General features: G+C 67.3%; 26 protein-coding genes and 1 pseudogene. 11 read left to right on the top strand and 16 right to left on the bottom strand.

Going from position 1 to position 23,373, the window contains the following annotated elements; translation table 11 throughout:
- Positions 1 to 192: 192 nt before the first annotated feature.
- From ACXIZN_RS23475 to ACXIZN_RS23460, 4 genes are all read right to left on the bottom strand, one after another.
- Positions 193 to 447, bottom strand: a complete 255-nt coding sequence (locus ACXIZN_RS23475) for an AMED_5909 family protein (protein ID WP_457956916.1) — start codon at positions 445 to 447, stop codon at positions 193 to 195.
- Positions 425 to 625, bottom strand: a complete 201-nt coding sequence (locus tag ACXIZN_RS23470) for a hypothetical protein (protein ID WP_457956915.1) — start codon at positions 623 to 625, stop codon at positions 425 to 427. The genes ACXIZN_RS23475 and ACXIZN_RS23470 overlap by 23 nt, the downstream gene beginning before the upstream one ends.
- A gap of 511 nt (positions 626 to 1,136) precedes the next feature.
- Positions 1,137 to 1,598 carry a hypothetical protein gene (locus ACXIZN_RS23465; RefSeq protein ID WP_219145312.1) on the bottom strand — a complete coding sequence of 154 codons (462 nt, stop codon included), beginning with the start codon at positions 1,596 to 1,598 and terminating at the stop codon, positions 1,137 to 1,139.
- A gap of 4 nt (positions 1,599 to 1,602) precedes the next feature.
- Positions 1,603 to 1,848, bottom strand: coding sequence for a hypothetical protein (locus ACXIZN_RS23460; protein WP_457956914.1), 246 nt, complete (start codon positions 1,846 to 1,848; stop codon positions 1,603 to 1,605).
- Between the two features lie 241 nt (positions 1,849 to 2,089).
- Here ACXIZN_RS23460 and ACXIZN_RS23455 point away from each other — a divergent pair, with 241 nt between their 5' ends.
- Positions 2,090 to 2,833, top strand: coding sequence for a DUF5919 domain-containing protein (locus tag ACXIZN_RS23455; RefSeq protein ID WP_457956913.1), 744 nt, complete (start codon positions 2,090 to 2,092; stop codon positions 2,831 to 2,833).
- 10 nt (positions 2,834 to 2,843) lie between these two features.
- Positions 2,844 to 3,314, top strand: coding sequence for an NUDIX hydrolase (locus ACXIZN_RS23450; protein WP_457956912.1), 471 nt, complete (start codon positions 2,844 to 2,846; stop codon positions 3,312 to 3,314).
- Between the two features lie 22 nt (positions 3,315 to 3,336).
- Here the strand turns inward: ACXIZN_RS23450 and ACXIZN_RS23445 are convergent, their stop codons facing one another.
- On the bottom strand, positions 3,337 to 5,076 hold the full coding sequence (locus ACXIZN_RS23445; protein ID WP_457956911.1) for a DUF6119 family protein: 1,740 nt from the start codon (positions 5,074 to 5,076) through the stop codon (positions 3,337 to 3,339).
- Between the two features lie 43 nt (positions 5,077 to 5,119).
- On the opposite strand from ACXIZN_RS23445, the gene ACXIZN_RS23440 reads away from it, so the two are divergent.
- Complete coding sequence (locus tag ACXIZN_RS23440) at positions 5,120 to 5,302, top strand: hypothetical protein (RefSeq protein WP_457956910.1); 183 nt, start codon at positions 5,120 to 5,122, stop codon at positions 5,300 to 5,302.
- A gap of 380 nt (positions 5,303 to 5,682) precedes the next feature.
- On the opposite strand, the gene ACXIZN_RS23435 is transcribed toward ACXIZN_RS23440, so the two are convergent.
- Positions 5,683 to 5,826, bottom strand: a complete 144-nt coding sequence (locus ACXIZN_RS23435; protein ID WP_457956909.1) for an AMED_5909 family protein — start codon at positions 5,824 to 5,826, stop codon at positions 5,683 to 5,685.
- On the opposite strand from ACXIZN_RS23435, the gene ACXIZN_RS23430 reads away from it, so the two are divergent.
- On the top strand, positions 5,770 to 6,291 hold the full coding sequence (locus ACXIZN_RS23430; protein WP_457956908.1) for a transposase: 522 nt from the start codon (positions 5,770 to 5,772) through the stop codon (positions 6,289 to 6,291). The genes ACXIZN_RS23435 and ACXIZN_RS23430 overlap by 57 nt on opposite strands.
- Here the strand turns inward: ACXIZN_RS23430 and ACXIZN_RS23425 are convergent.
- Positions 6,288 to 6,737, bottom strand: coding sequence for a hypothetical protein (locus ACXIZN_RS23425; RefSeq protein WP_457956907.1), 450 nt, complete (start codon positions 6,735 to 6,737; stop codon positions 6,288 to 6,290). The two genes, ACXIZN_RS23430 and ACXIZN_RS23425, sit on opposite strands and share 4 nt — an antisense overlap.
- A gap of 514 nt (positions 6,738 to 7,251) precedes the next feature.
- On the bottom strand, positions 7,252 to 7,623 hold the full coding sequence (locus ACXIZN_RS23420) for a PH domain-containing protein (protein ID WP_026467493.1): 372 nt from the start codon (positions 7,621 to 7,623) through the stop codon (positions 7,252 to 7,254).
- 84 nt (positions 7,624 to 7,707) lie between these two features.
- On the opposite strand from ACXIZN_RS23420, the gene ACXIZN_RS23415 reads away from it, so the two are divergent.
- A complete protein-coding gene (locus ACXIZN_RS23415) occupies positions 7,708 to 8,478 on the top strand; it encodes an FHA domain-containing protein (protein WP_457956906.1) in 771 nt (256 codons plus the stop codon).
- Between the two features lie 19 nt (positions 8,479 to 8,497).
- Here the strand turns inward: ACXIZN_RS23415 and ACXIZN_RS23410 are convergent, their stop codons facing one another.
- The 3 genes from ACXIZN_RS23410 to ACXIZN_RS23400 all read right to left on the bottom strand — a co-directional run bounded on the left by ACXIZN_RS23410 (position 8,498) and on the right by ACXIZN_RS23400 (position 11,078).
- The gene (locus tag ACXIZN_RS23410; RefSeq protein ID WP_034312745.1) at positions 8,498 to 8,794 is read right to left on the bottom strand and encodes a hypothetical protein; all 297 of its coding nucleotides are present in this window, start codon (positions 8,792 to 8,794) and stop codon (positions 8,498 to 8,500) included.
- Between the two features lie 74 nt (positions 8,795 to 8,868).
- Entirely contained in the window at positions 8,869 to 9,948 is a 1,080-nt protein-coding gene (locus tag ACXIZN_RS23405) for a winged helix DNA-binding domain-containing protein (protein ID WP_457956905.1), read from the bottom strand.
- 2 nt (positions 9,949 to 9,950) lie between these two features.
- On the bottom strand, positions 9,951 to 11,078 hold the full coding sequence (locus ACXIZN_RS23400) for an epoxide hydrolase family protein (protein WP_457956904.1): 1,128 nt from the start codon (positions 11,076 to 11,078) through the stop codon (positions 9,951 to 9,953).
- 62 nt (positions 11,079 to 11,140) lie between these two features.
- On the opposite strand from ACXIZN_RS23400, the gene ACXIZN_RS23395 reads away from it, so the two are divergent.
- Positions 11,141 to 12,094, top strand: a complete 954-nt coding sequence (locus tag ACXIZN_RS23395) for a helix-turn-helix transcriptional regulator (protein ID WP_457956903.1) — start codon at positions 11,141 to 11,143, stop codon at positions 12,092 to 12,094.
- Here ACXIZN_RS23395 and ACXIZN_RS23390 read toward each other — a convergent pair.
- Positions 12,072 to 12,533, bottom strand: coding sequence for a GNAT family N-acetyltransferase (locus tag ACXIZN_RS23390; protein WP_457956902.1), 462 nt, complete (start codon positions 12,531 to 12,533; stop codon positions 12,072 to 12,074). The two genes, ACXIZN_RS23395 and ACXIZN_RS23390, sit on opposite strands and share 23 nt — an antisense overlap.
- Positions 12,534 to 12,632: 99 nt before the next feature.
- On the opposite strand from ACXIZN_RS23390, the pseudogene ACXIZN_RS23385 reads away from it, so the two are divergent.
- Both ACXIZN_RS23385 and ACXIZN_RS23380 read left to right on the top strand, forming a co-directional pair.
- Positions 12,633 to 12,830, top strand: a pseudogene (locus tag ACXIZN_RS23385) (NADP-dependent oxidoreductase); the annotation flags it as partial.
- Positions 12,806 to 13,051, top strand: a complete 246-nt coding sequence (locus ACXIZN_RS23380; protein ID WP_457956901.1) for a zinc-binding dehydrogenase — start codon at positions 12,806 to 12,808, stop codon at positions 13,049 to 13,051. The pseudogene ACXIZN_RS23385 and the gene ACXIZN_RS23380, both read left to right, overlap by 25 nt.
- Here ACXIZN_RS23380 and ACXIZN_RS23375 read toward each other — a convergent pair.
- Genes ACXIZN_RS23375 through pstC form a run of 4 tightly spaced genes read right to left on the bottom strand, consistent with a single transcriptional unit; the run spans position 13,048 to position 17,553 of the window.
- Positions 13,048 to 14,604: a substrate-binding domain-containing protein gene (locus ACXIZN_RS23375; RefSeq protein WP_457956900.1), complete on the bottom strand. Its 1,557-nt coding sequence runs from the start codon at positions 14,602 to 14,604 to the stop codon at positions 13,048 to 13,050. The genes ACXIZN_RS23380 and ACXIZN_RS23375 overlap by 4 nt on opposite strands.
- Positions 14,601 to 15,416, bottom strand: coding sequence for a phosphate ABC transporter ATP-binding protein (locus ACXIZN_RS23370; protein WP_457960580.1), 816 nt, complete (start codon positions 15,414 to 15,416; stop codon positions 14,601 to 14,603). The genes ACXIZN_RS23375 and ACXIZN_RS23370 overlap by 4 nt, the downstream gene beginning before the upstream one ends.
- A gap of 23 nt (positions 15,417 to 15,439) precedes the next feature.
- Positions 15,440 to 16,564 carry a phosphate ABC transporter permease PstA gene (pstA, locus tag ACXIZN_RS23365; RefSeq protein WP_457956899.1) on the bottom strand — a complete coding sequence of 375 codons (1,125 nt, stop codon included), beginning with the start codon at positions 16,562 to 16,564 and terminating at the stop codon, positions 15,440 to 15,442.
- Positions 16,564 to 17,553, bottom strand: coding sequence for a phosphate ABC transporter permease subunit PstC (pstC, locus tag ACXIZN_RS23360; protein ID WP_457956898.1), 990 nt, complete (start codon positions 17,551 to 17,553; stop codon positions 16,564 to 16,566). The genes pstA and pstC overlap by 1 nt, the downstream gene beginning before the upstream one ends.
- A 259-nt stretch (positions 17,554 to 17,812) precedes the next feature.
- Between pstC and ACXIZN_RS23355 the strand changes: the two genes are divergently transcribed.
- The 3 genes from ACXIZN_RS23355 (at position 17,813) to ACXIZN_RS23345 (ending at position 23,297) form a co-directional block, all read left to right on the top strand.
- On the top strand, positions 17,813 to 20,167 hold the full coding sequence (locus ACXIZN_RS23355; RefSeq protein ID WP_457956897.1) for a hypothetical protein: 2,355 nt from the start codon (positions 17,813 to 17,815) through the stop codon (positions 20,165 to 20,167).
- A complete protein-coding gene (locus tag ACXIZN_RS23350) occupies positions 20,164 to 21,072 on the top strand; it encodes a sortase (protein WP_457956896.1) in 909 nt (302 codons plus the stop codon). The genes ACXIZN_RS23355 and ACXIZN_RS23350 overlap by 4 nt, the downstream gene beginning before the upstream one ends.
- A 332-nt stretch (positions 21,073 to 21,404) precedes the next feature.
- Positions 21,405 to 23,297 carry a S8 family peptidase gene (locus tag ACXIZN_RS23345; protein WP_457956895.1) on the top strand — a complete coding sequence of 631 codons (1,893 nt, stop codon included), beginning with the start codon at positions 21,405 to 21,407 and terminating at the stop codon, positions 23,295 to 23,297.
- Positions 23,298 to 23,373 lie beyond the last annotated feature (76 nt).

The raw sequence follows: 23,373 nt of genomic DNA, 5'->3' as shown, positions 1-23,373 counted from the left end.
GTCTAGCGGCCGGTTGTTGTCATCGTTTAGCGTTGTCATTGTTCACTTCCCAGTGGTTGTGGACAGCGCAGGACCGGCGAGGTTTCCTAGGCCAGGTACCGGTTCTGCGCCTTACGAGACACGGGAAGCGCGTAAGGACGTGTTTGTACGCCGCACGTCCCCACGCACGTTTTCCCTACGGCTGTTCAGTTCTCAGCTAGCTTCCGACTTGTTCTTCTGAATCTGCGCGGCCACCTCCTCCGCCTTGCGCTCCTCATAGCCCACCCAGTAACGAAGTTCGTGGTGGTGCGCGCGGTCCACATCGGACACTTCGCGGTACATGCGCGCGTTGGCCTGGTGGAACTTCAGCCACGTCGTCAGGTTCGACCCCGGCTTCGGACGACGAGCGGAGGCGACGAGGTGCGCGTCCTGAAGCGTCTGCGGCTCATTCCGGCCGGGCGTCGTCATCGCGCACCGTCGCGTGTTTGCCGAGGAACACGGCCAATTCGTCCGCGCTGTCGCGGATTTGGCGAAGGAGCCGGATGAACTCCGGCCACCCGGCCGGATCGGACGGCGGCAGGATCGCCAGGCTGTCCGGATCCAGGTAGATCACCAGCGCCGGGTTCGCCGAACCATTGCCCTGCATCCCCGCGACCGCCTGCGGCCCCGGCTTCCACNAATTCGTCCGCGCTGTCGCGGATTTGGCGAAGGAGCCGGATGAACTCCGGCCACCCGGCCGGATCGGACGGCGGCAGGATCGCCAGGCTGTCCGGATCCAGGTAGATCACCAGCGCCGGGTTCGCCGAACCATTGCCCTGCATCCCCGCGACCGCCTGCGGCCCCGGCTTCCACATCGCGTTGAACGCCACGGCCTTGCCCTTCCTCGCTGTAGGCGCGCATCTCCCACGACCGCGCGTTCTCCTCGAACCCCTCGGCAGCCGCCGACACCGCAGCCAGCACCCACCACGGCAACTGGCCTTGAGCCACTAGGCCTCGCCATGCCGACGCCACCGCCAAGGAAGCGACGGCCATGTCATGCGCCGCCAGGGCATCCCCGCCCTGCGCAGTCCGCTGCGTCATTGCGCCGTAGTGGCGGTAGGCGGCTTCCCAGGTTTGGACCAGGTGCGGGGATGCCACCCCCAGCGCCCCGCCCGCCATCACGCCGCCTTGGGCGTTGACTCGGCAGCGGCGGAAGCCCGGCCCGACTTCGCTCCGCCGCCGGACGCCGCAGCCTTGAAGCCAGTCGCGCGGAACAAGTAGGACTGGTACTTGAACTCGCCCTGACCAGCCACCTTCGGCTCAGCCGTGAGGCCCTCCAGTTCGATCGGCCGCATACCCGGCAGCACCTCCGAGGTGGTCGGCACCGGCTGCACGTCGGCCAGCAGCGTGATCTCGAACGACGCGCGCTTAGCCTTCGTCTCGTCCGGGTCGGTCACGGTGACCTTCCACTGACGCTTGCCCGTCACCTCGTCGACCCGCTGCCGAGCCGGACGACCCGCAGCACGGTCTTCCCGCGACTGGTACTCGTTGTCCGGCGAGACTTCGCCGACCATCACGAGGCCCTGCCCGAACGCTTCGTCGAAGTCGATAGCGAAGCGGTGTCCTTTGTAGATAGCCATGTCGTTAGTTCCCTTGGTTGTCTGTGTCTGTCGGCACTTCGTCGCCGTCTTTGCCCCTTGCGGCAGCCGCGCTCAGTGCGGCCTGTACCTCTGCGAGTTCTCTCCCCAGCACCGCTATCGCGTCTGAATCGACGAGCAGGACCACGGGGAACGCCTTGCCGAAACGGATCTCCGCCCGGTTGGCGTAGGTGAGCGCGCGGACGCGGATCGGCAGGTCTGCCGTGACGTGGATCTGAACCGTGTCGCGCATCGGGCGCTCAGATCACGAACCGACGAGCTGTCCACGTTCCCGAGCCGCGTGCGGACGCTGCCCGACCGGCGGTTGGAGTCGTCATGCCTGCCTCCCTCTTGGTGTCGAGGTGCTGGGGCGAGTCCCCGGCAACCTGCACCTAATCTCCGCCAAAACGCGGGACGTGATCACCACGTGGCGGGACATCTAGGGACGTCCCTGGTACGGTCGAAGACGTCCCTACAAGTCCCTAGGAGGGCGGATGCCGAACGAACGCCTGCGGGACGCCCTGCTGCGCAACGGCCTCACGCCGAAGCAGGTCGCCGACGCCACCGGGGTCGATCAGAAGACCGTCGAACGGTGGATCACCAAGGGGCGGACGCCGTACCCGAAGCACCGGCACAAGATCGCGGCGATGGCGCGCGAGTCCGAGACCTACCTCTGGCCGGACTCGGTGGCCCCGGAGCGCAAGGCCGAGACAGCGGCCGCCGAGGTCGTACGCGTGTTCCCGCACCGCAACGCCATCCCCGTCGAACTGTGGGATCGGCTGATCAAGGAAGCGTCGGACACCGTCGAAGTGCTGGTCCACGCCGCGCTGTTCTTGGTGGAGCGCCCGCGGTTCATCAAGGACCTGGCAGCAAAAGCCCAGGCCGGGGCCAAGATTCGGCTGATTTTCGGAGATCCCGAAGGGGAGAGCGTCGCTCTGCGCGGCGACGAGGAGCAGCTAGGCGACGGGACGCTTGCGGCGCGCATCCGCAACGCGCTGGCGTTCTATCGGCCGCTGATCGGGGTAGACGGGGTGGAGATGCGCTTCCACAACACGACCCTCTACAACTCGATCTTCCGCTTCGACGACGAAATGATCATCAACACGCACGTCTACGGCTTCCAGGGAGCACACGCCCCCTCCCTGCACCTCCGCCGGCTATCCGCCGGGGACCTCTTCGAGACCTACTCGGAGAGCTTCGAAGCCGTCTGGAACCTCGCCAAACCCGCCACCTTCTAGGAGGCCACACATGGCACGCGTCGACTACTACAACGACCCGAACGCCCCGAAGGCGAACAGCATTGCGGTAGCGGTGTCCGCGTTCATCCAGGACGACGAAGGCCGCATCCTGATGATCAGGCGGACGGACAACGACCTGTACGCGATCCCTGGCGGACAGCTCGAACTTGGCGAGACCTTGGCTCAGGCCGCCGTGCGGGAGGTTCGCGAAGAGACCGGGATTGAGTGCGAGGTGACCGGGGTCATCGGCCTGTACTCGAATCCCAACCATGTCATCGCGTACGACGATGGCGAGGTGCGCCAAGAGTTCTCAATTTGCTTTCGTGCGAGTGCGCTTAGTGGAACCCTTGCGACCAGCAGTGAGAGCAGGGAAGTGATCTGGGTAAACGCCGATGCTCTGCGCAGTCTTAACATTCACCCTGCAATACGACTCCGAATCTCTCATGCTACAAGTAACAGGGACAATGTCTACTACACATAGTGAGTTTTCAGAGAAGTCCTAGCTATGGAATTTCAAGAACATCGTTGCTCTCTTCGATAAATGCAATCTCCAATTTTAAGCCTAATGTTGCGATCCTTTGCTCGCAGCGCACAAGGCTGACCTGAGAAAACGTGAACAGGTCGCCGGGTGATCGACCTTTGCCAGCGAACGCAATCACGACTACCTTGGGCTCAAAGTCGTCAGAAAGTGTGTGCTGTCCGCCGCTGACAACCGAAACCTTTTCTCGAAATTTTTCTAAAGCGTCTGGCTGTCTGACCAGGGCCTCTGCTGAGTTGCTGGCCTGGTTAAAGAGGTGGCTTGCTGCAATCGAATCGTCGAGTCGCTTCACGTGTACAAGGCGGCCGTCTGGTGTCAAGATGTCGCAAGCCTCGAAGCCATGAGGGTGCTGCTCTGTGTGAATTAGCTGCCTGTCGAGTGAGACGTGGCCTTTTATTTTTCCGACCACGTGGTCATTGTAGTGACGCTCATTCGCCCACCCTAGGTACTCCGATGAATCGGACTTGCGGATCTTCTTCTGCTTCGGCCATCCAGGAAGGGATAGATTACTTCTGTTCGAGAAGATCCGGTCGAGGCGCGAGTTTAGCATTGTGAGGTATGCGCCTCCAATGTTGTACCAGCGGCCTCGGTGAAACACGTAGGACTCGCCGTTCAGCTTCGTCTGATACAGGATCCATTTGTCGCCGGATATTTCCCGGGTTAGCGCTGTTCCCTCTTCGCTTTGGCCTTGGATCCTCATGGTTCGTAGGCGAGACAAGCGCGCGTTTGGTTCCAGGTGCGCCAAGGGTGCAGTCAGGCAATGTAGATCGAGTTCTTCATAGAGCGGAGGTTTTGTGGAGCCGGATCCAAATACTTTGTACTGTGTGATTTCGCCAGGTTCGCTATCGAACTCCGCAGGCCAGCATAGTGACATACTAGCAGTGTCTTCCTTGAGGTCTGCCGAAAGTGCGGCCTCCAGCATGGAAATCTTGCCATTTCCGGGCTTAAGTGGTTGTGTATCTTCGAGATGGGCAAGCTCGGACTTTGCCTCTTCGGTCTCGATTACGCTGTCGATTTGTTTAAGGTCTGATAGCAGGCCTCCGGGAAGCTTTGCCAGTGGAATGCCGAGAGAGTCGGCGCCTCGGACGGTGATCTTGCGGGCTGCTTGCCGTACGGCTTTGGAGCGAGGTTTTCCGCCTGTTGGCTGAACATCGCAAGTCAAGCCATCTGTCTCAATCTTTCCGACGAATCGGCTTACGATTTCACCGATCTCTTCCAGGCCGAAGGAGGGGAGAGATGCGCCACCGAACACGGTAGTTCGCGCTGTACGAGGCACGGTATCCAAAGCGTGTGATGTTAGAGCGGAAACCGATTCAGGGTGCGCGCGGCGCAAAGCAAATTTAAGGCCAAAGCCGTCGTCGATGCAAGTCGGGTTAATGACAAGGTGTCCCATGCTCCAAGACAGCCCGTAGCAATAATCGTGCGTCGATTCAATTCTCACCAGAAGTAGTCCGGCGGAAGTTTGATTGGTTAACTGAAAGGGAATCGATGAAACGCTCGCAGCATGCCTTACCCATGTGGGGCTGTCATTCAAAATTGTACCGTAGACCAACAGTGCGTCACTCTTGTCAACTGTCGTCCGAATTGCTGTAAAGCCTTTTTCTTTCAGATACTTGTCTTGTACGGCAGTCTCAAGCTGATCATTCGCTGGCAGGCGAAGTCTGTAAAGGGATGTTTTCGCTGATTTCGACGGCTGCCTAGGCACTGCCCACCTCATTCATACGTTCTGTTCTGCCGAAGTTGGCTCTATGGGATCAAGGCGCGCCGCCGTCGGCGGCGCGCTGGTCACCTTGCGTCCGCGTCTCGCCTGCGGGCGCACCTTGCCCGACACGGCGGGCTGCCGCTCCGCTCCGCCCACCGGCCGGGCGGTGCGCCCGCTGAAGCCGTGGACAGGTGTTGCCGCCGCCAGCGGCGCGCAGGTACGCCAATGAGCACGTCGGCCTCCTCGCTGAGACATTCGTGCCCGCAATGTCGCAGACGGACCAACGGCTGTTACGCGGAGCCACCGCCCCGATGCCAGATCGTCACAACGGCCGTCACGCCGCGTCAAGGCGGGAAAGCGTGCCTTGACCCGACGCGACGGCCGCGTGGATGGCTTCGTATCGGGGAGATTGGGGGAGGAGCGGCCAGGCCGTCTCCAGGCCGTCAGACGTCGGGCAGGGGTGAGAACACGCGAGAAGTGTCCAGCCCTGTCCGTGCAGGTCAGCGGCCACAAGCGGCGATCATGCCGAGGTCAGCGAAACCCCGGCATCAAAAGATCAACATGTAAGCCCTCGTGAGTGGTAAGGACGGTCAGAACCGTCCTTACCACTCACGAGTTGCTTCTCGCCGCATCGATTAGTGCGGCTATCTCCTCGGCCTTGGGTTCTTCGAAGCCCACCCAGTACCTGAGTTCGTGATGGTGCCATCGGTCCACCTCGGACACTTCTCGGTACATCCCGTGGCGGCTGAGCACCAAGAACCACTTGGTTGTGGACGGGTGGGTCTGCCGATGCGGTTCCTGCTCACCCCGGGCCAGGCTGGCGACAACCCGCAGCTGGTTCCGCTGCTGGACGGCATCACCGTCGCCCGGATCGGTCGCGGCCGGCCACGCTGCCGACCGGAGACGGTGATCGCGGACAAGGCGTATTCGCATCCGTCAACCCGCGGGTCGATGCGAGACCGGCGGATCAGGTTCGTCAGTCCGGAACGGGATGACCAGATCGCCCGCCGCACAGCCAAAGGCCGCAGCGGCGGGCGACCACCAGCGTTCGACGCCGAGGCTTATAAACAGCGCAACGTGGTCGAACGGTGCTTCAACCGGCTCAAGCAGTTCTGCGACCTGGCCACCGCTTCGCCGAACGCGCCGCCTGCTACCAGGCTGGACTCACCATCGCCGCGATCGTGTCCTGGCTCCAATGACTCACAGGACACGCCCTAGGCCACTTTGATCACCTTCTCCGCGGCCGCGCGAACCGCGTTCAGCACGCCGGTGGCCCACTCTCCGGTCGACTCGTCGGTGAAGTCACTGGGTGTGGTGCCGACGAGCATGGTGGCCGCGCGGGCCAATGCCGCTGCCAGCTGCCCGATCGCGTCGGCGCCCGGGTCTACCCAGCTGTCGCCGTAAGAGTCGGATCTGATCGCCACAGGCAGGTCGGTATCGGTAAAACTGGTACTGGCGCGCCTTGACGCGGTGAGCAGATCGAGAAGCTGGTCGGCGAGCGCGTCGCGCAGGCGTCGGAAGCCGTGGGCTTGAACACCGTAGCCGCGGGCCAGGTACTGCTGGTCGGTCGCGGAAAGTACCCGCCTGGCGACTGCTATCGATTCTTCCCGGAGCATCTGGTTGGTCTGCTCGCACATCCGGGCGTACTCGGACTCAAAGGTCATGTCCCAATTCTGCCCTGGCCTGCGCGCGACGAGGGCCGCCGCGAGTCGTCCGTCTGGACACGTGTGTCGTCCGCTCAATCACGTGTGTCGTCCCTCCAATCACGTGAGTTCGCGATTCGCGCACGGCGGTGGCGGCTGGCGCTAGCGACCCGAAACACTCGCGACAGACAGGCCGAAGGTGTCCAGACGTTGCGAAAGCCACTTTCGCAACCTTCAACGTTGCGAAAGTGGCTTTCGCGTCATCCCCGGGGGCTCGTCAGAACTTGGTGCCCAGCCAGGTCATCGCGACGGGGCCGCCCGCCGAGACGCCACCGATGTGTTCCAGNCCACACCCCCCCCCCCCCCCCCCCCCCCCCCCCCCCCCACGCCCGGAGCCGGCGGGAGTCGCAGCGGCTAAGTGGGTCGTGAGTGACGCTAGAACGGCACTTGCCACTCACGACCCACCCGCCCCGACGCCCAGCCCACCGCAGCCGACCCAGTCCGACGCAAGTAGTCGACTAAACGCGGGAGGGGGCTAGAGCGTGTGCGTGGCGATCAGCTGGCCGATCGCCCGGATGTCCGAGCCCCGGAACTCCAGGCGCACGTTCCCCAGCCCGCTGAACCAGAGGTCCAGCTCGGCGTCGAGGTCGAAGGTGCCCGCGGTTTCGATCGAGAAGGCTTGGATCCTGTTGTACGGCAGCGAGGTGAAGTCCTTCTTCTTGCCCGTCATGCCCTGGACGTTCACCGCGATCAGCCGCTTGTTCGTGAACACCACGAAGTCGCGCACCGCCTTGAACGACGAGATGATCTCCTCGCCGGGGATGATGATCGGCTGCACCGTGGGCGCGATGTCCTTCGGCTTGCACGGCGTGAGCTTGAAGACGGTGTCCTTGGAGAAGTCAATCATGTACTCCAACATACGGACGAACGCGATATCGGGACCCGTCCCCGGCGGCGTCCCGCATACTGCCGGGGAACAGGAGGAGGCACGATGAAGCGGCTCACGACGACGCACGAGAGCCTGGCGCTCGGCGTGCCGCCGTCGGCTCCCGGCGCGGTGTTCGCGCTCACGCTCGCGGGCGGCGTGTCCGTCGACCCCGGCGAGGGCGGCGAGATCACGTTCGGGCGCAACCGGCCCCAGGTCGACGTCTGCGTGGGGGAGAACGACCTGCAGGTCAGCCGCAGGCACGGGCTCCTGAACTTCACCGGCGGGCAATGGTGGGTCAGCAACACCGGCCAGCTGCCCATCCGCTTGCCGAATTCCCGCTGGCTGTCCCGCGGCGAGGAGCCGATCCCCCTGTCGGACGGCTACACGCCGCTGTTCGTCCGCGGTTCGGGCAGGCGGGAGCACCTGCTCGAGTTGTACGTCGCCGGGCCCGAGGGAGGACAGCCCGTCACCCGGCACGACGACGTCACCGTGCCGCCCCGCCGCTGGCGCCTCAGCGCGGAAGAACGCCTGGTCCTGGTCGTCTTCGGGCAGCGCTACCTGCTGCACGACCTCAATCCGCAGCCGTTGTCCCGCCAGCAGACGGCCGAGGTGCTCACCGAACTCCGGCCCGGTGAGACGTGGACCGCGCGCCGGGTCGAGCACGTCGTCATCGACGTCCGGACGCGGCTGTCCGCCGGCGGTGTTTTCGGCCTGCGGCGTGAGGAGGTCGGCGAGCCGGTCGGCAACGCGTTGAACGACAACCTGTTGCGAGAGCTCGTGCTGTCCACGACGCTCGTCCCGCCGGACCTCGCCCTGCTCGAAGCGCTCGACTGAGCGTGTCCACAGAGGACGGTCAGCTCACGCCTTCCATCGCCGTCTTGGCGACGTCGCTTCCTCTTTCCGCCTCACCCGCGACCTTCACCAGCGCCGCGGTCGCCTGGTCCCGGCTCTCTTCGGCCTTCACGCGTCCCGCCGAGGCCGCGTTCACCCCGAAGAAGGCGCCCACGACGGTGCCGATCACCGTTCCCGCCGCGGTGATCACCGCCGTGACGTCCGACGTGTTCGGGTACCGCCAGACCGCCGCGACCGCGATCACCGCGAGCGCGCTCAGCCCCGCCAGCACCGTCATGAACCCGTAGTTCTTGCTCATGGCCCGCTCCCTTCAGGCTCTTGGCGGCTGCTTCGCCCGAACGGCGCCCATCGTTACGGCGAAAGGCCGGACTGTTATCCGCCGATGCCGAAACGGACGTCGTGCGCCGAGCCCGGCACTACGAATTCCAGGAGCCGTGCGCCCTCCGCGGCGATCGAATCCTGATCCGGCAACGGCTTCCGCGATTCGATCGTCAGTGTCGCCCCTTTGATCGCCCAGATGGCCAGGAATTCACCGTCGACGAGCAGAGTGCCCCGGCGGCCGCCGTTACCCGGGGGCAACGGCACGCGCCGGCCGTCGGGGATCACCCGCGCGCGGTCGGCATGGGAGAGCAGGACGTTGTCGTACTCGGGCAGGAACCGGGGTGGCGCCGGGGTTTCCGGGTCGGGGCGCGGTGCGTCGGGAAGGTCGAACAGTTCCTTTCCCGCGGCGTCGCGGAAGGTGACCAGTCTGGGCCGCAGCCGCTCGAAGACCTCTTTCAACCGCGTCAGGCCCGACCAGACCTGCGCGTCGCGGACGGTCGCCGGGCCGAACGCCGCGAGATAGCGCAACACCAGGTCGTCGAGGCTGATGCCGTCTGTGATCGGTGCGCCGACCCAGTCTTCGAGCAGGGCGAACGCGGCCGGTCCGGTCTGGCCCCAAAGGCCACGCGGCGTCACGTGTGCGAGCGGGAGCAGGCTGTTGACCGCGTAGCCGAGCGTCGGCAGGTCCGCGTCGGGCCACCGGGGCGCCAGCGCGGTCCGGATCTCGGCGCGCGTGCGTGGCCGTTCGGCGAGCAGGGCCCGTCCCGCTTCGGCGATCGCGGCCAGATCGAGTCCGGCGATCTCCCGCGAGTAGTGGCCGAGGAAACCGCGCTCGACCACCGAGCTGACGGTCGGCCACAGGGCGAGGGCGTCCTCGGCCGTCACCAGGTGCACCGTGCCGCGCATCAACGTCGTCCGGACGACTTCGCGGGCGGCCAGCGGTTTCGCCAGCTCGTCCGCCTGGAAATCCCGAAGCCGTGACCACAGCCCGACATACGACGAATCCGGGGCCTGCGCCTGGAGGCCGGCCAGCCGCTCGATCGCGGTGACGGCGGGAAGATCGGCGCGCTCGAGCAGGAACTGCCTGGCCAGGGTCGCGCGGTTGAGGGCCCGGGGGCTCAGCTGCTTCATCGTCAGACGCACTTTCGCAGGAAGGAACGGAGGTCTTCGGCGAACAGACCGGGGACCTCCATCGCCGGGAAATGGCCGCCGCTGTCGTACTCGGACCAGTGTTCCACTGGGCCGTCCTGGAGGCTCCGGATCGTGGTGTCCCCGGCGAAGACGGCGATCGCCCGCGGCGGCCCGGCGGGCGCTTCGTCCCAGCCGCCTTGCGACATTTGCCGATACACCTCCATACCTTCGCACACGGCGTGCGCGGAAGAGGCGCCCGCGCCGGTGAACCAGTACAGGCTGACCGCGGTCAGCAGGTGGTCGCGATCGACGGCGTCGTCCGGCAGCGCTTTGGCCGGATCGGTCCACTCGGCGAACTTCTCCACGATCCACGCGAGCTGGCCGGTGGGGGAGTCGTTCAGCGAATACGCCAGCGTCTGCGGCCGGGTCGCCTGCAGGTGCAGGTAGCCGAGGCCGTCGGACTGGAACCGGTTGAAACGTTCGCCGCGCTCGCGATCCTTCTCGTCGAGACCGTCCAGCTCGACGGGCGGACCGAACGGCATACCCGCGCTGGTCCCGGTGAGGTGCACGCCGGCCACGCGGTGCGGGGCGATCATCGACAGGATGCCCGCGACGCCAGCGCCCGCGTCGGTGCCGTGGACGCCGAAGCGCTCGTAGCCGAGGCGGTCCATCAGCGTGACCCACGCCTGGGCGACGCGGAACAGGTTGCCCCAGCCGGGGCCGCTCACCGGGTTCGAGAACCCGTAGCCGGGCAGGGACGGGACGACCAGGTGGAACTCGTCGCTCAGCTCTTCGACGACTCGCCGGAATTCGAACGGCGAGCTCGGCCAGCCGTGCGTGAGAACCACCGGCAGCGCGTCCGGGGCGGTCGAGCGGATGTGCAGGAAGTGGATGGTCTGGCCGTCGATCTCGGTGGTGAACTGCGGGAACTCGTTCAGCTCGGCTTCCTGGGCGCGCCAGTCGAAGCCGTCGGCCCAGTATTCGGCCAACCCCTTGAGGTACGCGACTGGGACGCCTCGGCTCCAGTCTCCGGTGACCTCGCGAGGCCAGCGGGTGCGGTGCAGGCGGTCCTTGAGGTCGTCGAGTTCGGCCTGGTCGATGGCGATGCGGAAGGGCTTGATCTCGGTCATGGGGCTAGATTAGGAACGATTGCGGAAAGGTTCGTTCCGCGATTGCGGACAAGGTGGGATTCATGGCGGAAACTTCGGCGAGACTGCTGCGGCTCCTGTCGTTGCTGCAGGCCAGACGCACTTGGACGGGTCCGGAACTGGCGGACCGGCTCGACGTCACGACCAGGACCATCCGGAACGACGTCGAGCGGCTTCGCGGCCTTGGCTACCCCGTCGATGCGACGCCCGGCGTCTCCGGGGGCTACAGCCTGGGTGCAGGCGCGGCCATGCCGCCGCTGCTGCTCGACGACGAAGAGGCCGTCGCGGTGGCGATGGGCCTGCGCACGGCCGCGGGCGGCACGATCGCGGGGATCGAGGAGACGTCGGTGCGCGCGCTGGCGAAACTGGAGCAGGTGCTGCCGTCGCGGCTACGGCACCGTGTCGCGGCGCTGAATTCCGCGACGCTCGCGGTGCAGGGCGGCGGGCCGACGGTCGACGCCGAGGTGCTCGCGGCCATCGCCGCCGCCTGCCGTGACCGCGAGACCCTTCGCTTCGATTACGTGGGACACAACGGATCCGAGACGCGCAGGCAGGTCGAGCCGCATCGCGTCGTGCATATGAGCCGCCGGTGGTACCTCGTCGGCTGGGACGTCGGCAAACAGGACTGGCGCACGTTCCGCGCCGATCGGGTGCGGCCGCGCACGCCCAACGGACGACGTTTCGAGGAGCGCGAACCACCCGAAGGAGGCGTGGTCGCCTACCTCCAACGGGGCGTCGGCGCCGCGTTGTGGCGGCACCACGCCACGATCCGGCTGCACGCCCCGGCGGCCGAAGCCGCGGCGAAGGTGCCGCCCGCCGTCGTCGTCGAAGCCGTCGACAAGCGGACCTGCCTGCTCAAGGCCGGCGCGGACACGCTGGAGTACCTGGCGCTCTACCTCGGCCTGCTCGACGCCGACTTCGAGGTCGTCGACTCGCCGGAATTCGCCGGGCACCTGCGCAAACTGATCGACCGGTTCAGTCGTGCGGTGGACGCTTGACGTCGAAGACCAGCTCCGGGCGCTCCCAGGTGATCTTCGGCGGGCTGGGCGGTACGACGCCGACGCGGCGGGCACCCATCCGCTCGTAGAACCCGGCGGCTGGCGGATGGGAGACGACGCGGATCTCGGTCATGCCGAGGTCCGCGGCCTGCCCGAGCATATGCTCCACCAGCCACGCGCCGATGCCCGTGCCCTGGGCCGAATCGGCGACGAACAGCAGGTCGAGCTCGGCCGGGTACTCGATCAGGCTGTAGAAACCGACCACTTCCCGCTGCGCGTGCGCGACGAACGCGGGATGGGTGGCGAGATAGTCCTCCGTGACCTGGTAGTTCTCGAGGATCGACGCGTACTCCCCTTGGTAGGCGGCCGATTCGTGCATCAGCGCTGTCAGCCTGGCGGCGTCGGAAGCGCTTGCCCTGGAGATGCGGTAGCTCGTCACGAGCGCAGCTTAGAACGTCACACCGACAGTTCTTGACCTCCAGTTATCTGGAGGTATGAGGCTGGGTTCCGACAGCTGGGGACGAACTGGAGGAACAAGATGAAAGCGGCCGCGTTCACGGAAGCCGGTGGCCCGGAAGTGCTCCGGGTGCTGGAGCTGGAGGAACCGCACGCGGGGGCGGGGGAGGTCCGGGTGCGGGTGAAGGCGGCGGGGGTGCAGCCGTACGACGCGGCCGTGCGGGCGGGCTGGGAACCCGCGGGCATGGAGCTGCGTTGGCCGCGTGTCCCGGGGAACGAGTTCGCCGGGGTCGTCGANCGGGCCGCGCGCCCGAGGGGGGCGCGCGGCTGGTCACCGGGACCCGGTCGGCCGACCGGCTGGGGATTCTGGCGTCGTTGTACGTCAAGGGGGAGCTGCGTTTCCTGGTGCGGCGGACGTATCCGTTCAGCGAGGCCGCGGCGGCGCACCGGGAGATCGAGACCGGGCACGGGCGGGGGAAGGTCGTGCTGACCTTCCCCTAGACGCCCCGCAGCTTCCGGATCACCCCGCGCACCACCAGCGGCGTCACGATCGCGACGAACAGCACCAGCGCCGCCCAGCCCCCGAAGCCGCCGAACCCGCCCTCGTCGTAGGACGCCGGTGCGGCTTCCCGCCAGTTCTTCGAGCCGCCGCCCGCCGATTCCTCGTCGGGGCTCGCCGTCGCGGTCGCGGTCTTGTCGCCGGTGGCCGGGCCGTTCGCGGGCCCGGCCGGCTTGCTCGGTCCGCCCGCACCCGGCCCGGCCGCGGGTTTGCCGTTCGGGGCGATGATCCCGGCGGTCACCAGCGGGTCGGGCGGGCTGGTGGCGCCCGCGCCGAGACTGCCGCGGAAGGTCGGGTTGGCGCAGTTGCTCGCGTTCAGCTGTTTCGGTGGCTGCCCGGTGAGCCGCGCGTTGGAGTTCATGATCTCTTGCGACAGGTTCGGCGGCAGCGGCGAGTAGCCGATCCGGGCCATGTTGATCTGGCCGTCGCAGGCGACGTGTTCGAGGAACGCGGTCATCGTGTCGGTCTTGCCCTGGTCGCCATAGCCGCCGCGGCAGGTGTCCCGGCCGCTCGTGCACGGCATCATGATGTAGGAGTACGCCGAAATCGGGTATGTCTTCGGATCCGCGTTCGAGTAGACCTTGTCGAGTTTCTGGCTGAGGTCAGGCCGGAGTTCCGCGAACTTCAGCGCGGATGCGATGTTCTCCGCGTAGGGCTGTGTGTACTGCCCCGCGCCGTTCTGCACCCATGCCGACGGCACGTTGTGGCGCTGCGCGTAGGCGAATTCGTCGTAGGCGATGGAGAAGGGGATGGTCGCTTTGCCGATGGCCTGCGCGATCTGGTCCGAGTCCGCGAGCAGCCGGTACCAGTCGGCGTCCGGCCCTCGTTCGGGCAGCTGGATCGGGCGCACCCCGGCGGGCAGGCTGCCCATCCCGTTGCCGACGTTGCGGGAGACGAAACGCTGGTACGCGTCGGGTGCCGCGTGCGCGACGAAGTCGTAGAACAGTGCCGTCGTCCCGGATTGCCCGGTCCGGCCGACCAGCGTGATGGGCTGATCCGGCAGCGACTTCCCGCCGTTGGTCGCGGTGATCGCCGGATCGCTCCAGCGGGTGATGTCCCGGCTGAAGATGCGGCCGATCACCTCGCGGGTGAGGTGCAGGTAGTCGACCCGCTTCCCGGCCTGGTCGGTGACGTTGTACATGACGGCGACCGCGCCGGCGACGTCCGGGACGTACTGGTAGCCGCGGGTCTGCGCGGTCACCCCACCACCGCCCGCGGCGAGGAGCGAGGAGACCTCGGCTTCGGTCCCGCCGAAGTCGACCGTCCGGTCGCCGTACTGGTTGACCCCGGCGGGTGAGTTGGTCGCCGAGTAGTTGACCGGGATACCCCGCGACGTCGCACCGTTCTGCCAGTCGGTCATCGCCACGCCGACATAACTGGACCCCGAGCCGGTGACCCTGCCGAGCGCCGCCGCGCCGGGCGCACCCGCCACGGAGATCGAGAGCAGCAGCGCCGAGATCCCGCCCAAAGCGCCCACTCTGCGCAAGGTCGTCATCCGAATCGCCCGTTCACGTAGTCGAAGGTGCGTTCGTCCGACGGCGCGTTGAAGATCGTGTCCGTCGGACCGTGTTCGATCACCCGGCCGGGTTCGTTCTCGGCCGCGAGGAAGAACGCGCAGTGATCCGAAACCCGCTGGGCCTGCTGCATGTTGTGCGTGACGATCACGACGGTCACCTCGTGCCCGATCTCGGCGATCGTCTGCTCGATCCGCCGGGTGGACGTCGGGTCGAGCGCCGAGCAGGGCTCGTCCATCAGGAGCACGTTCGGCTGCACCGCGAGCGAACGGGCGATGCAGAGCCGCTGCTGCTGCCCACCGGAGAGGGCGCCGCCGGGCGAGCTCAGCCGGTCGCGGACCTCACGCCACAGCCCGGCGCGTTCGAGACTCTGTTCCACGAGCGCGTTCTTGTCGTCGCATTTGACGCCGGCGAGTTTCAGCCCGGCGAGCACGTTGTCCCGGATGGACATCGCGGGGAACGGGTTCGGCTTCTGGAACACCATGCCGATGCGCAGCCGGACCTGCTGCGGCCGGGTTCCGTCGGCGTAGATGTCCTGGCCGTCCAGCAGGACTTCGCCGGTCAGCGACGCGGACGGGACGAGCTCGTGCATCCGGTTGAGGATCCGCAGGAACGTCGACTTGCCGCAGCCCGACGGACCGATCAGCGCGGTCACCTCTTTGGCCGGCATCCGCAGCGACACACCTTCGAGGACCAGCCGGTCGCCGAACCAGGCGCCGATCTCCCGCGACTCGAGTTCGGCCGCGCCGGGCGGCGGGCCGCCGGTCAAGGTGACCTGAGGCCTGTCGTCCACAGTGGACAATTCGGTGGTGTCGGTCACCGGATCTCCTTCGTTCTTTTCGCCTTGCGCTTCGACCGGTCGCGTCCGACGATCCTGGCGATCGCGAACAGGCCGAAGATGAGCAGGATCAGCACGAGCGCGCCGACGTAACCGCGCTGCTGGACGTTCTCCAGCGGCTGCTTGATGAAGCGGAAGATGAACAGCGGGATGCTCTCCTGCGGCGCGGAGAACGGGTTCGCGTTCATCGCGAGCGAGCCGAACGAGGTGAACAGCAGCGGGGCCGTTTCGCCCGCCACCCTGGCGATGCCGAGGATCACGGCGGTGGTGACGCCGGTGCGCGCGGTGGGCAGGACCACCGACCACACCGTCCTCGCCCGGCTCGCGCCGAGTGCCAGCGACGCCTCGCGAAGGCCGTCCGGGACCAGCCGGAGCACCACGTCCACGGTCCGTGTCACCGTCGGCAGCATGACCATCGTCAGCGCCAGGGTGGCCATCAAACCGTTGTAGCTGAACAGTCCCACCCCCGCCTGGATACCCGGGATGATCAGCGCCGCGTAGATGAACAGGCCCGCCACGATGGACGGGAGACCGCTCATCGCGTCGACCATGATCCGCACCGGGCGGCGGAACCTCGACCGCGTCTCGTTGAGGAAGATCGCGGTGAGCACGCCCAGCGGAACGACGAACACCAGGGTCAGCGCGGTCTGCTGGAGGGTGCCGACGACCGCGTGCAGACCGCCGGTCGCGGTGACCGGATCGGTCGGCGCGACGGCCGACATGTCGTGGGTGAAGAAGCCGAGGCGCAGATACGGCGCGCCCTCGATCACGATGTAGGTCAACAGGAACAGCAACGGGACGAGCAGGGTGAGCGCCCCGGAGACCACGATCGTCGAGACGAGCCGGTCCGACGCGGCGAGCCTGCCGAGACGGTCGCGGGTGACCAGGTAGAGCATCGCCAGGTACAGCAGGTAGGCGACGATCAGATCCGCCAGCCAGCCGGGTGAATCCAGCAGGAGATGCATGACGAACCAGGTGAGCAGGGTGGCCGACACCGCGCAGCCGAGCGCCGCCAGCCGGTCCTGCCGGGTGGTCTCCGACGGGCGGCGTTTGACGAGTTTGCGCGGGCCGGACGAGACCGGGGGAGTGAGTGTGGTGGTCATCAGGCATCCACTCCCGCACCGGACCGGCTCTTGGAGATGATCACCGACGCGGTGAAGTTCGTGGCCAGGGTGAAGACGAACAGCACCAGCCCCGCCGCCATCAGCCCGGACAGGGAAAGGCCGGACGCGCCGGAATTGTTGGCGATGAAGCCGGAGATGGTCGCGCCACCGAACTGGAGGATGTGCTTCGTGATCTCGGGAACCTGGGGCAGCAGCAGGGAGACGGCGATCGTCTCGCCGAGCGCTCGCCCGAGCCCGAGCATCGAGCCGCCGATGATGCCGCCCCGGCCGAAGGGCAGCATGACCGTTTTGACCATCCCCCAACGGGTACTGCCCAGCGCGAGCGCGGCTTCCTTTTCCCCGGGCGGAGTCTGCGCGAAGACCTCGCGGATCACCGAGGTCGTGATCGGGAGGACCATCAGGGACACCACCAGCCCGGCGATGAACATGGACTGGATGTAGAGCGTGTTCTCCTTGGACGCGAACAAGGGGAACCAGCCGAGGTTCTCGGTCAGCCATGTCGAGACCGGCACGATCTGCGGGCCGAGGAAGCTGAATCCCCACAGGCCGTACAACAGGCTGGGAATGGCGGCGAGCAGGTCGACGAGGCCGGTGAGGAAGCCGCGGATCCGGCCGCTGGAGTACTCGGTGATGAACAGCGCCGCGAGGATGCTCAGCGGCACGGCGACCAGGACCGCGATGAGCGCGACCACGATCGTCCCGTAGAGCAGGCCCAGGACGCCGAGGACGCCCGAGGCCGGATCGAACCGGATGGTGGTGAAGAACCCGAAGCCGCTGTTGTCGAAGGCGGGCCCGGACCGGTAGACCAGGAAGAAGCCGATGACCAGAAGGATTCCCAGCATGGCCAGCCCGGCGCCGGTGGTGACCCGGCGGAACGCCCGGTCGGCCCGGGAAAGGACTTCGTTGATCGCCCGTCGCACCGGGGTTCCCGGTGGGGACGGGTCGGGCCGGGGTGGCGCGACGGTCACGAGCGGCCTTCCTTCGTATCGGTGGGCGAACGAGTTCAGGGCACACCACGTCGCCCCTCGATGCGGCCAGTATGTGGTGCCCGAAACCGCGAAAGGTGTCCAAGCGGGGAACGCCCGACGTGGCGCGTGTGAATCTGTGCCGGGGCGGGTCCGGGTGCGGTTGACCCCGAACGGGCGACTCGGGGACGTTGGTTCCGGGCGCGGCTCGTGATCGAGTCCCGCTCTCCGCCGTATGCCCGCGCACCTTGGGGAGTCGTCCGTGTTCTTCGTCCGTGCGAGACAAGTCGGGATCTTGCTGATCTGCGGGGTGCTGATGGTCACGGGGGTGTCCGTCCCCGCGGCGCGGGCGCAAGCGCCGGCGAACCCGCCGTACACCCTCAAAACCGAGCCCGCCGATCTGTCGGCGGCCCGGAACGGCGAACCGGTGCGGATCACGGTGTCGGGATTGGCGAGCGGTGCCCAGGCGTCCCTGAAGGTCTGCCCCAAGGTCCTGCCGGACAATTTGATCAAGGTCGCGGGCAAACCGCCGTGGCTGCGGGACAGTTCCGTCAGCGCGCGGGTCAATGCCTACTGTGGAGGGTTGAAGGACGAGTTCATCGCGAACGCGGCGCATATGGACAGTGCCACGGGCCGCCGGAGCAGCAGGACCGGCGACATCGTCATCGACACCCAGATCCCGCTCGGCTCCTCCACCCCGAAACCGATCATCTGGGATCCGCTGTACACCACCTTCAACAAGAACGCCGAAGGTCAGGCGGACAAGCCGCCCACGGTCTCCTGGGCGGCCAATCCCGACGTCCTCGATCCGGCGACCGGGGCGAAGACCCGCAACAAGTACTCCTTCCGGTGCGACGAGAACAATCCCTGTTCGGTCGCGGTCACGATCACCGCGAAGAACGCGGACGGCGCGTTCGTGACCTGGATCGACAGCTCGATCGCCTTCACCCCGTCGCAGCAGGCGATCGGCGTCGAAGGGTGTAAGGGCGCCGGCCAGCACACCATCAGTGCCAGCATGCCGGAGCGGCTGGGCCGCACGGCGGTCGCCTGGAACCAGGCGCTCTGCGCGCCCACCCAGGCCGAGCAGCCGGCGAACATCGTGAGCGAGACGGAAGACGCCGGCCTGACCGCGTTCGACAAGGGCGACTCGGATCTGGTGATCACCGGCAGCGGGAACGCGCTCGCCACCCAGACCGTCCGGGAGCGGCAGTACATCCCCGTCGGGATCAACGCGGCGGTCGTGGCCGCGGTCGGCTGGTCGCCGACCGACACCGACGACAACGGGAGTTCGCTCAACGCGAAGTTCACCGGCACCCTGCGGTTCACCCACGACGAAGTGGCGAACATGGTCACCAAGGGGGGACAACAACCCGATCTGGACGGCCGGGGCGGAATCTTCCGGAACGGGACCCCGCTGGTCGGCCGCAATCCGGCGCTCGCCTCCGTCACGAGAGAGAACGAGGCGAACGCGGCCAGCGCGAGGGCCGGCGCCGAGAGCCTGGACTTCTTCGGGGTGACCGGGGAATCCGGACCGGGCACCGTGCCGCTCGCGTTGAGCAAGGTGCTCGCCGGCTCAGCGCCGTCGGCCTGGGTGTTCCCCAACAAGGGGACCGAATACTTCGGTGAGCTGGACGGGAAATCGCCAGGGGTGATCTCCGATCTCAACGCGCTCGATCCGGGCGCCCGTTCGCTGCACAACGTCGACGCGAAAACCGGTCAGCTCGCCGTGCGCAAGACGGTGCAGAACGGTGTCGTCGGAACGGGATTCGTCTGCACCGGCGGCTGCATGAGCTGGGTGATCACCGATCTCGCGACGGCGAGGGCCTACGGCTGGGCGCCGGTCGCGCTCCCGGACGGCAAGGGGAACTTCGTCGCACCGACCAAGGAAAGCCTGCAACTGGCCGCCGATTCGATGAAGGTCGGCGAGGACGGGACCGTGCAGCCGGGCACCGCGACCAAGGACGGCGCGTACCCGCTGACCTTCGTGGAGTACCTGGCGGCGCCGGTCAATCCGTTGATCGACGCGACCTGCAAGCCGATGACCGAGAAGCAGGCGCAGCTGAAGGCGGTCGCCGAACTGGCGAGCGGCTACGGCCAGTCGCTGCTTCCGCCGGGGATGACCCCGTTGAGCCCCGGCCTGGCGGCCACCGTTCCGGCGCGAGTGGCCAAGATCGGCACCGGGACGGCCCAAGACGCCTGCCAGGAAAGGGAAGAAGCGAAGAATCCGCCGCCGGCGGGCGGGACCGGTGCCACGACGGCCGCCAATTCCTCGCTGACCGGCCCCAGCGGGGGAACGGGTTCACCCGCCGGGACGTCGGCGACGGTTGCCGCCACCGGACCCGCCCCCGCGGCCGCCCCGACCCCGGAAAGCGTGCTGGCGGCCAAGAATCTCGCCGAGTCGATCGACATCCCGAAGTTCGCGGGCGCGGGAGTGCTGGGCGCGCTGATTCCCTTGGTGGCGTTGGTGATCCTGGCGACGCTCCCGTCCGCGACGGCGTACGTCGCCGCCGGACGCCCGGTGCCGAGGTGGCTGGTCGTCGCGCTGGCCGAGATCGCCGCCGCGTTCGCCATGCTCTTCGGCCTCCTGCGGGGTAAATCGGCAGGAGGAGCGGCGTGAGCACCACCGTCGAAGGCAGGCACGCGGCACCCGAACCGGAAGCCCGTTTCCTGAGTTTCGGTCCGGGATGGATCGGCACCGTCCTCGCCGCTTGGCTGGTCACCACCTTGGTGGCGCTGGCCCTGGTCGTCTACGCGCTGGGGCCGATGCTCCAGTCGAGCGACCAGCGGAAGGCGCTGACCGAGATCCGCGGCGAGATCGGCCTGGCGCTGGGGGCCAGCCAAAGCCTCTTCGGTGCGCCTCCGCCCACCGAGCCGGTCGAGTTCGGCAAGCCGGTCGCCGTCCTGGAGATTCCCGCGCTGAAGCTGCAGCAGGTCGTCGTCGAAGGCGCGTCGAGCGGGGAGACCGCGTCCGGGCCGGGCCATGTACCGGGCACCGCCGGACCGGGGCAGCCGGGCAACGCCGCGATCGTGGCGCGCAACGCGGGTTACGGCGGTCCGTTCGGTTCACTGGAGGCGCTGGAGCCCGGTGACGAAATCGTCGTCGCGACGACTCAGGGCAAATCCGTCTACCGCGTGACCGAGAAGGCCGCCCGCCCGCTCGACGAGGGGGCGGACTACGGCAAGACGCAGAACGATCGGCTGACCTTGGTGACCTCGGCGTCCTGGTGGCCGCTGGCGTCGGAGGAAGCGACCGTGGTGACCGCTGTCCTGGAGGGCAGGCCGTTCCGGCCAACCCCGCAGAACGGCAAGGCGGACGCGCAGGACGGCCGGACCGGCGACGGCGACGCGTGGGCCGGGCTCGTGCTGGCTTTCGGCGGGTTCGTGGTGGCGGCGGCCGGGGCGACGTTCCTCTACCGCCGGTGGCGGCCGGTCTCCACCTACGTCATCACCGGTCCGGTGCTGCTCACCTTGGCGTCGCTGGCGGCGTTGGCGCTTTGGCGGCTTTTCCCGGCTTGGGCGTAGGCCGCGTCCTGCAAGTCATGTCGCGGTCTTCGCGCCCAGGTGGTCCCTGACGGTACGAGGCCGATCCGCCAGGAACCACCTGGATCACGAAGCCCATCGGACAGACTTACAGGACACGGCCTGGAGTGATTTCGGTCTTTTCGGACCGAAATCACTCCCACCATGTGGATCTTCCCCCGATACCGACTTTGGTCGGTGGACTCCTCACTGATCGCTCTTTAGATTCTCCCCATTACACCCGGTCAGGGGTAATTCATTCGGGCGGCCGAAGGAATTCCTGTCACGGGCTGTGCCGTGTGGGCAGTGCTTCTGAAAAGCCAGGGGAGATTTCAATGAGCAGATTCAGCCGGGTGGTCACATGCTCGGTTCCGGTCGCGGTCGGCGCTTTGCTGCTGTCGACCGCCGTTTCCGGTGCCCAGCCGTCGGAAGAGGTGCGCACCCAGGCCGGGATCAGCGCGCTGCAGAGCATCAAGAAGAGCCTCACCCCGGCCGAGCGCAAGCAGTCGAGTCAGCTCGTCGTCGAGAAGCGTCTCCGCGCCGACAAGGGCCTGGCGGGCAAGCTGCCCGAGTACCGGACCGGGCTGGGCGTCAGCGACGCCGGCACGGTCGCGGTGGACATCAAGGGCGCCGGACCGTCCCTGGTGGACGCCGTCAAGGCGGCGGGCGGCACCGTCCGCTACGCCTCACCCGCCGGTGCGATCCGCGCCGACCTCCCCCTGACCGCCGTCGACGCGATCGCCGGACGCGGTGACGTCGCCGAGGTCAAGGCCGCTTCCCAGGCCATGACCTGGAACGAGTCCGCCCCGCAGGACCGGCGGCAGGCCGCGGCCAAGAAGACCGCCGCCGCGCTGCAGGTCGCCGAGGGCGACAAGGCGCACGGCAACGACGCCGCCCGCACCAAGTACGGCGTCACCGGCGCGGGCCAGAAGGTCTGCGTGCTCTCGGACGGCATCAAGTCGCTCCAGGCTTCACAGACCGCCGGCGAACTCCCCGCCGTCGACGTCCTCCCCGGTCAGGCCGGCAGCGGTGACGAAGGCACCGCGATGCTGGAGATCATCCACGACATGGCGCCCGGCGCCGCGCTCGGTTTCGCGACCGCCTTCACCAGCGAGCAGAGCTTCGCCGACAACATCCGCGCCCTGCGTACCACCGGCAAGTGCACGATCATCGTCGACGACGTCTCCTACTTCGACGAGTCGCCGTTCCAGGACGGCCCGGTCGCGCAGGCCGTCAACGACGTGACCGCGGACGGCGCGCTCTACTTCTCCTCCGCGGGGAACTCGGGCAACCTGACCGACGGCACCAGCGGCTACTACGAGGGCGACTTCCGCGGTTCCGGCAGCAAGATCTCCGGGATCACCGGGACGCCGCACGACTTCGACCCGAGCGCCACGACCCAGCTGTACAACGCGCTTTCGCCGAACTCGGTCGGCCGCTACGTCACCCTGTTCTGGTCCGACCCGTGGGGCAAGGCCACCAGCGACTACGACCTGTTCGTCCTGAACTCGTCCGGTGCGGTCGTCGCCTCCAGCGAAGGCGCGCAGAACGGCACCCAGAACCCGTACGAGATCGCCCAGGTCCCGGCCAGCGGCTCGGGCTTCAAGGTCGCCGTGGTCAAGTACAGCGGCGAAGACCGGTTCATCGCGCTCAACGTGATCCGCGGCCGCTTCGTCGCCTCGGGTGACCTGAAAGCCTTCAGCACCAACGGTGTCACCTCCGGCCACTCGGCGGCCGTCAACGCCTTCAGCGTCGCGGCCGCTCCGGCCGCCGTCGCCTTCGGCCGCGCGCTCGAAGCCGGTGACCCGGCGAACCCGGCCGGTCCGTACCCGGGACTGTTCACCAGTGCCAGCAAATGGGAGCGGTTCACTTCGGACGGTCGCCGTCACCAGTTCTACAACCCGGACGGCTCGGTGATCACCCCCGGCAACGTGTCCTCGACCGGTGGCGCGACGCGGAACAAGCCGGACATCACCGCGGCCGACGGCGTCGCGACCTCGGTGAGCGGCTTCCAGCCGTTCTTCGGGACTTCGGCCGCCGCGCCGAGCGCCGCCGCCATCGCCGCGCTGCTGAAGCAGGGCAAGCCGTCCGCGACCCAGGCGGAGATCCGGAACGCGCTGGTGTCGACCGCGATCGACCTCGGTGCCCCGGGCTTCGACCCGGTCACCGGCGCGGGCGTGATCATGACCGGCCCGGCGCTCGCCGCGCTGGGCGTCGCCCCCAAGTAGCCGCAGTAGTCCCATCGCGCGTGAAGGCCCCTTCCCTCGGCTCAGCCGAGGGAAGGGGGCCTTCACGCGCNGTGCC

It is taken from the genome of Amycolatopsis sp. TRM77291 (genome assembly GCF_054166285.1).
This window is presented reverse-complemented; position numbering and strand designations above follow the sequence as displayed.

Coding starts and splice junctions, on each gene's coding strand:
- ACXIZN_RS23450 (WP_457956912.1), top strand. CDS start 2,844: ATGGCACGCGTCGACTACTACAACGACCCGAACGCCCCGAAGGCGAAC.
- ACXIZN_RS23455 (WP_457956913.1), top strand. CDS start 2,090: ATGCCGAACGAACGCCTGCGGGACGCCCTGCTGCGCAACGGCCTCACG.
- ACXIZN_RS23395 (WP_457956903.1), top strand. CDS start 11,141: ATGGCGGAAACTTCGGCGAGACTGCTGCGGCTCCTGTCGTTGCTGCAG.
- ACXIZN_RS23405 (WP_457956905.1), bottom strand. CDS start 9,948: ATGAAGCAGCTGAGCCCCCGGGCCCTCAACCGCGCGACCCTGGCCAGG.
- ACXIZN_RS23470 (WP_457956915.1), bottom strand. CDS start 625: ATGCAGGGCAATGGTTCGGCGAACCCGGCGCTGGTGATCTACCTGGAT.
- ACXIZN_RS23345 (WP_457956895.1), top strand. CDS start 21,405: ATGAGCAGATTCAGCCGGGTGGTCACATGCTCGGTTCCGGTCGCGGTC.
- ACXIZN_RS23465 (WP_219145312.1), bottom strand. CDS start 1,598: ATGGCTATCTACAAAGGACACCGCTTCGCTATCGACTTCGACGAAGCG.
- ACXIZN_RS23460 (WP_457956914.1), bottom strand. CDS start 1,848: ATGCGCGACACGGTTCAGATCCACGTCACGGCAGACCTGCCGATCCGC.
- ACXIZN_RS23440 (WP_457956910.1), top strand. CDS start 5,120: ATGGGATCAAGGCGCGCCGCCGTCGGCGGCGCGCTGGTCACCTTGCGT.
- ACXIZN_RS23410 (WP_034312745.1), bottom strand. CDS start 8,794: ATGAGCAAGAACTACGGGTTCATGACGGTGCTGGCGGGGCTGAGCGCG.
- ACXIZN_RS23475 (WP_457956916.1), bottom strand. CDS start 447: ATGACGACGCCCGGCCGGAATGAGCCGCAGACGCTTCAGGACGCGCAC.
- ACXIZN_RS23425 (WP_457956907.1), bottom strand. CDS start 6,737: ATGACCTTTGAGTCCGAGTACGCCCGGATGTGCGAGCAGACCAACCAG.
- ACXIZN_RS23415 (WP_457956906.1), top strand. CDS start 7,708: ATGAAGCGGCTCACGACGACGCACGAGAGCCTGGCGCTCGGCGTGCCG.
- ACXIZN_RS23375 (WP_457956900.1), bottom strand. CDS start 14,604: ATGACGACCTTGCGCAGAGTGGGCGCTTTGGGCGGGATCTCGGCGCTG.
- ACXIZN_RS23430 (WP_457956908.1), top strand. CDS start 5,770: ATGGTGCCATCGGTCCACCTCGGACACTTCTCGGTACATCCCGTGGCG.
- ACXIZN_RS23420 (WP_026467493.1), bottom strand. CDS start 7,623: ATGATTGACTTCTCCAAGGACACCGTCTTCAAGCTCACGCCGTGCAAG.
- ACXIZN_RS23400 (WP_457956904.1), bottom strand. CDS start 11,078: ATGACCGAGATCAAGCCCTTCCGCATCGCCATCGACCAGGCCGAACTC.
- pstA (WP_457956899.1), bottom strand. CDS start 16,564: ATGACCACCACACTCACTCCCCCGGTCTCGTCCGGCCCGCGCAAACTC.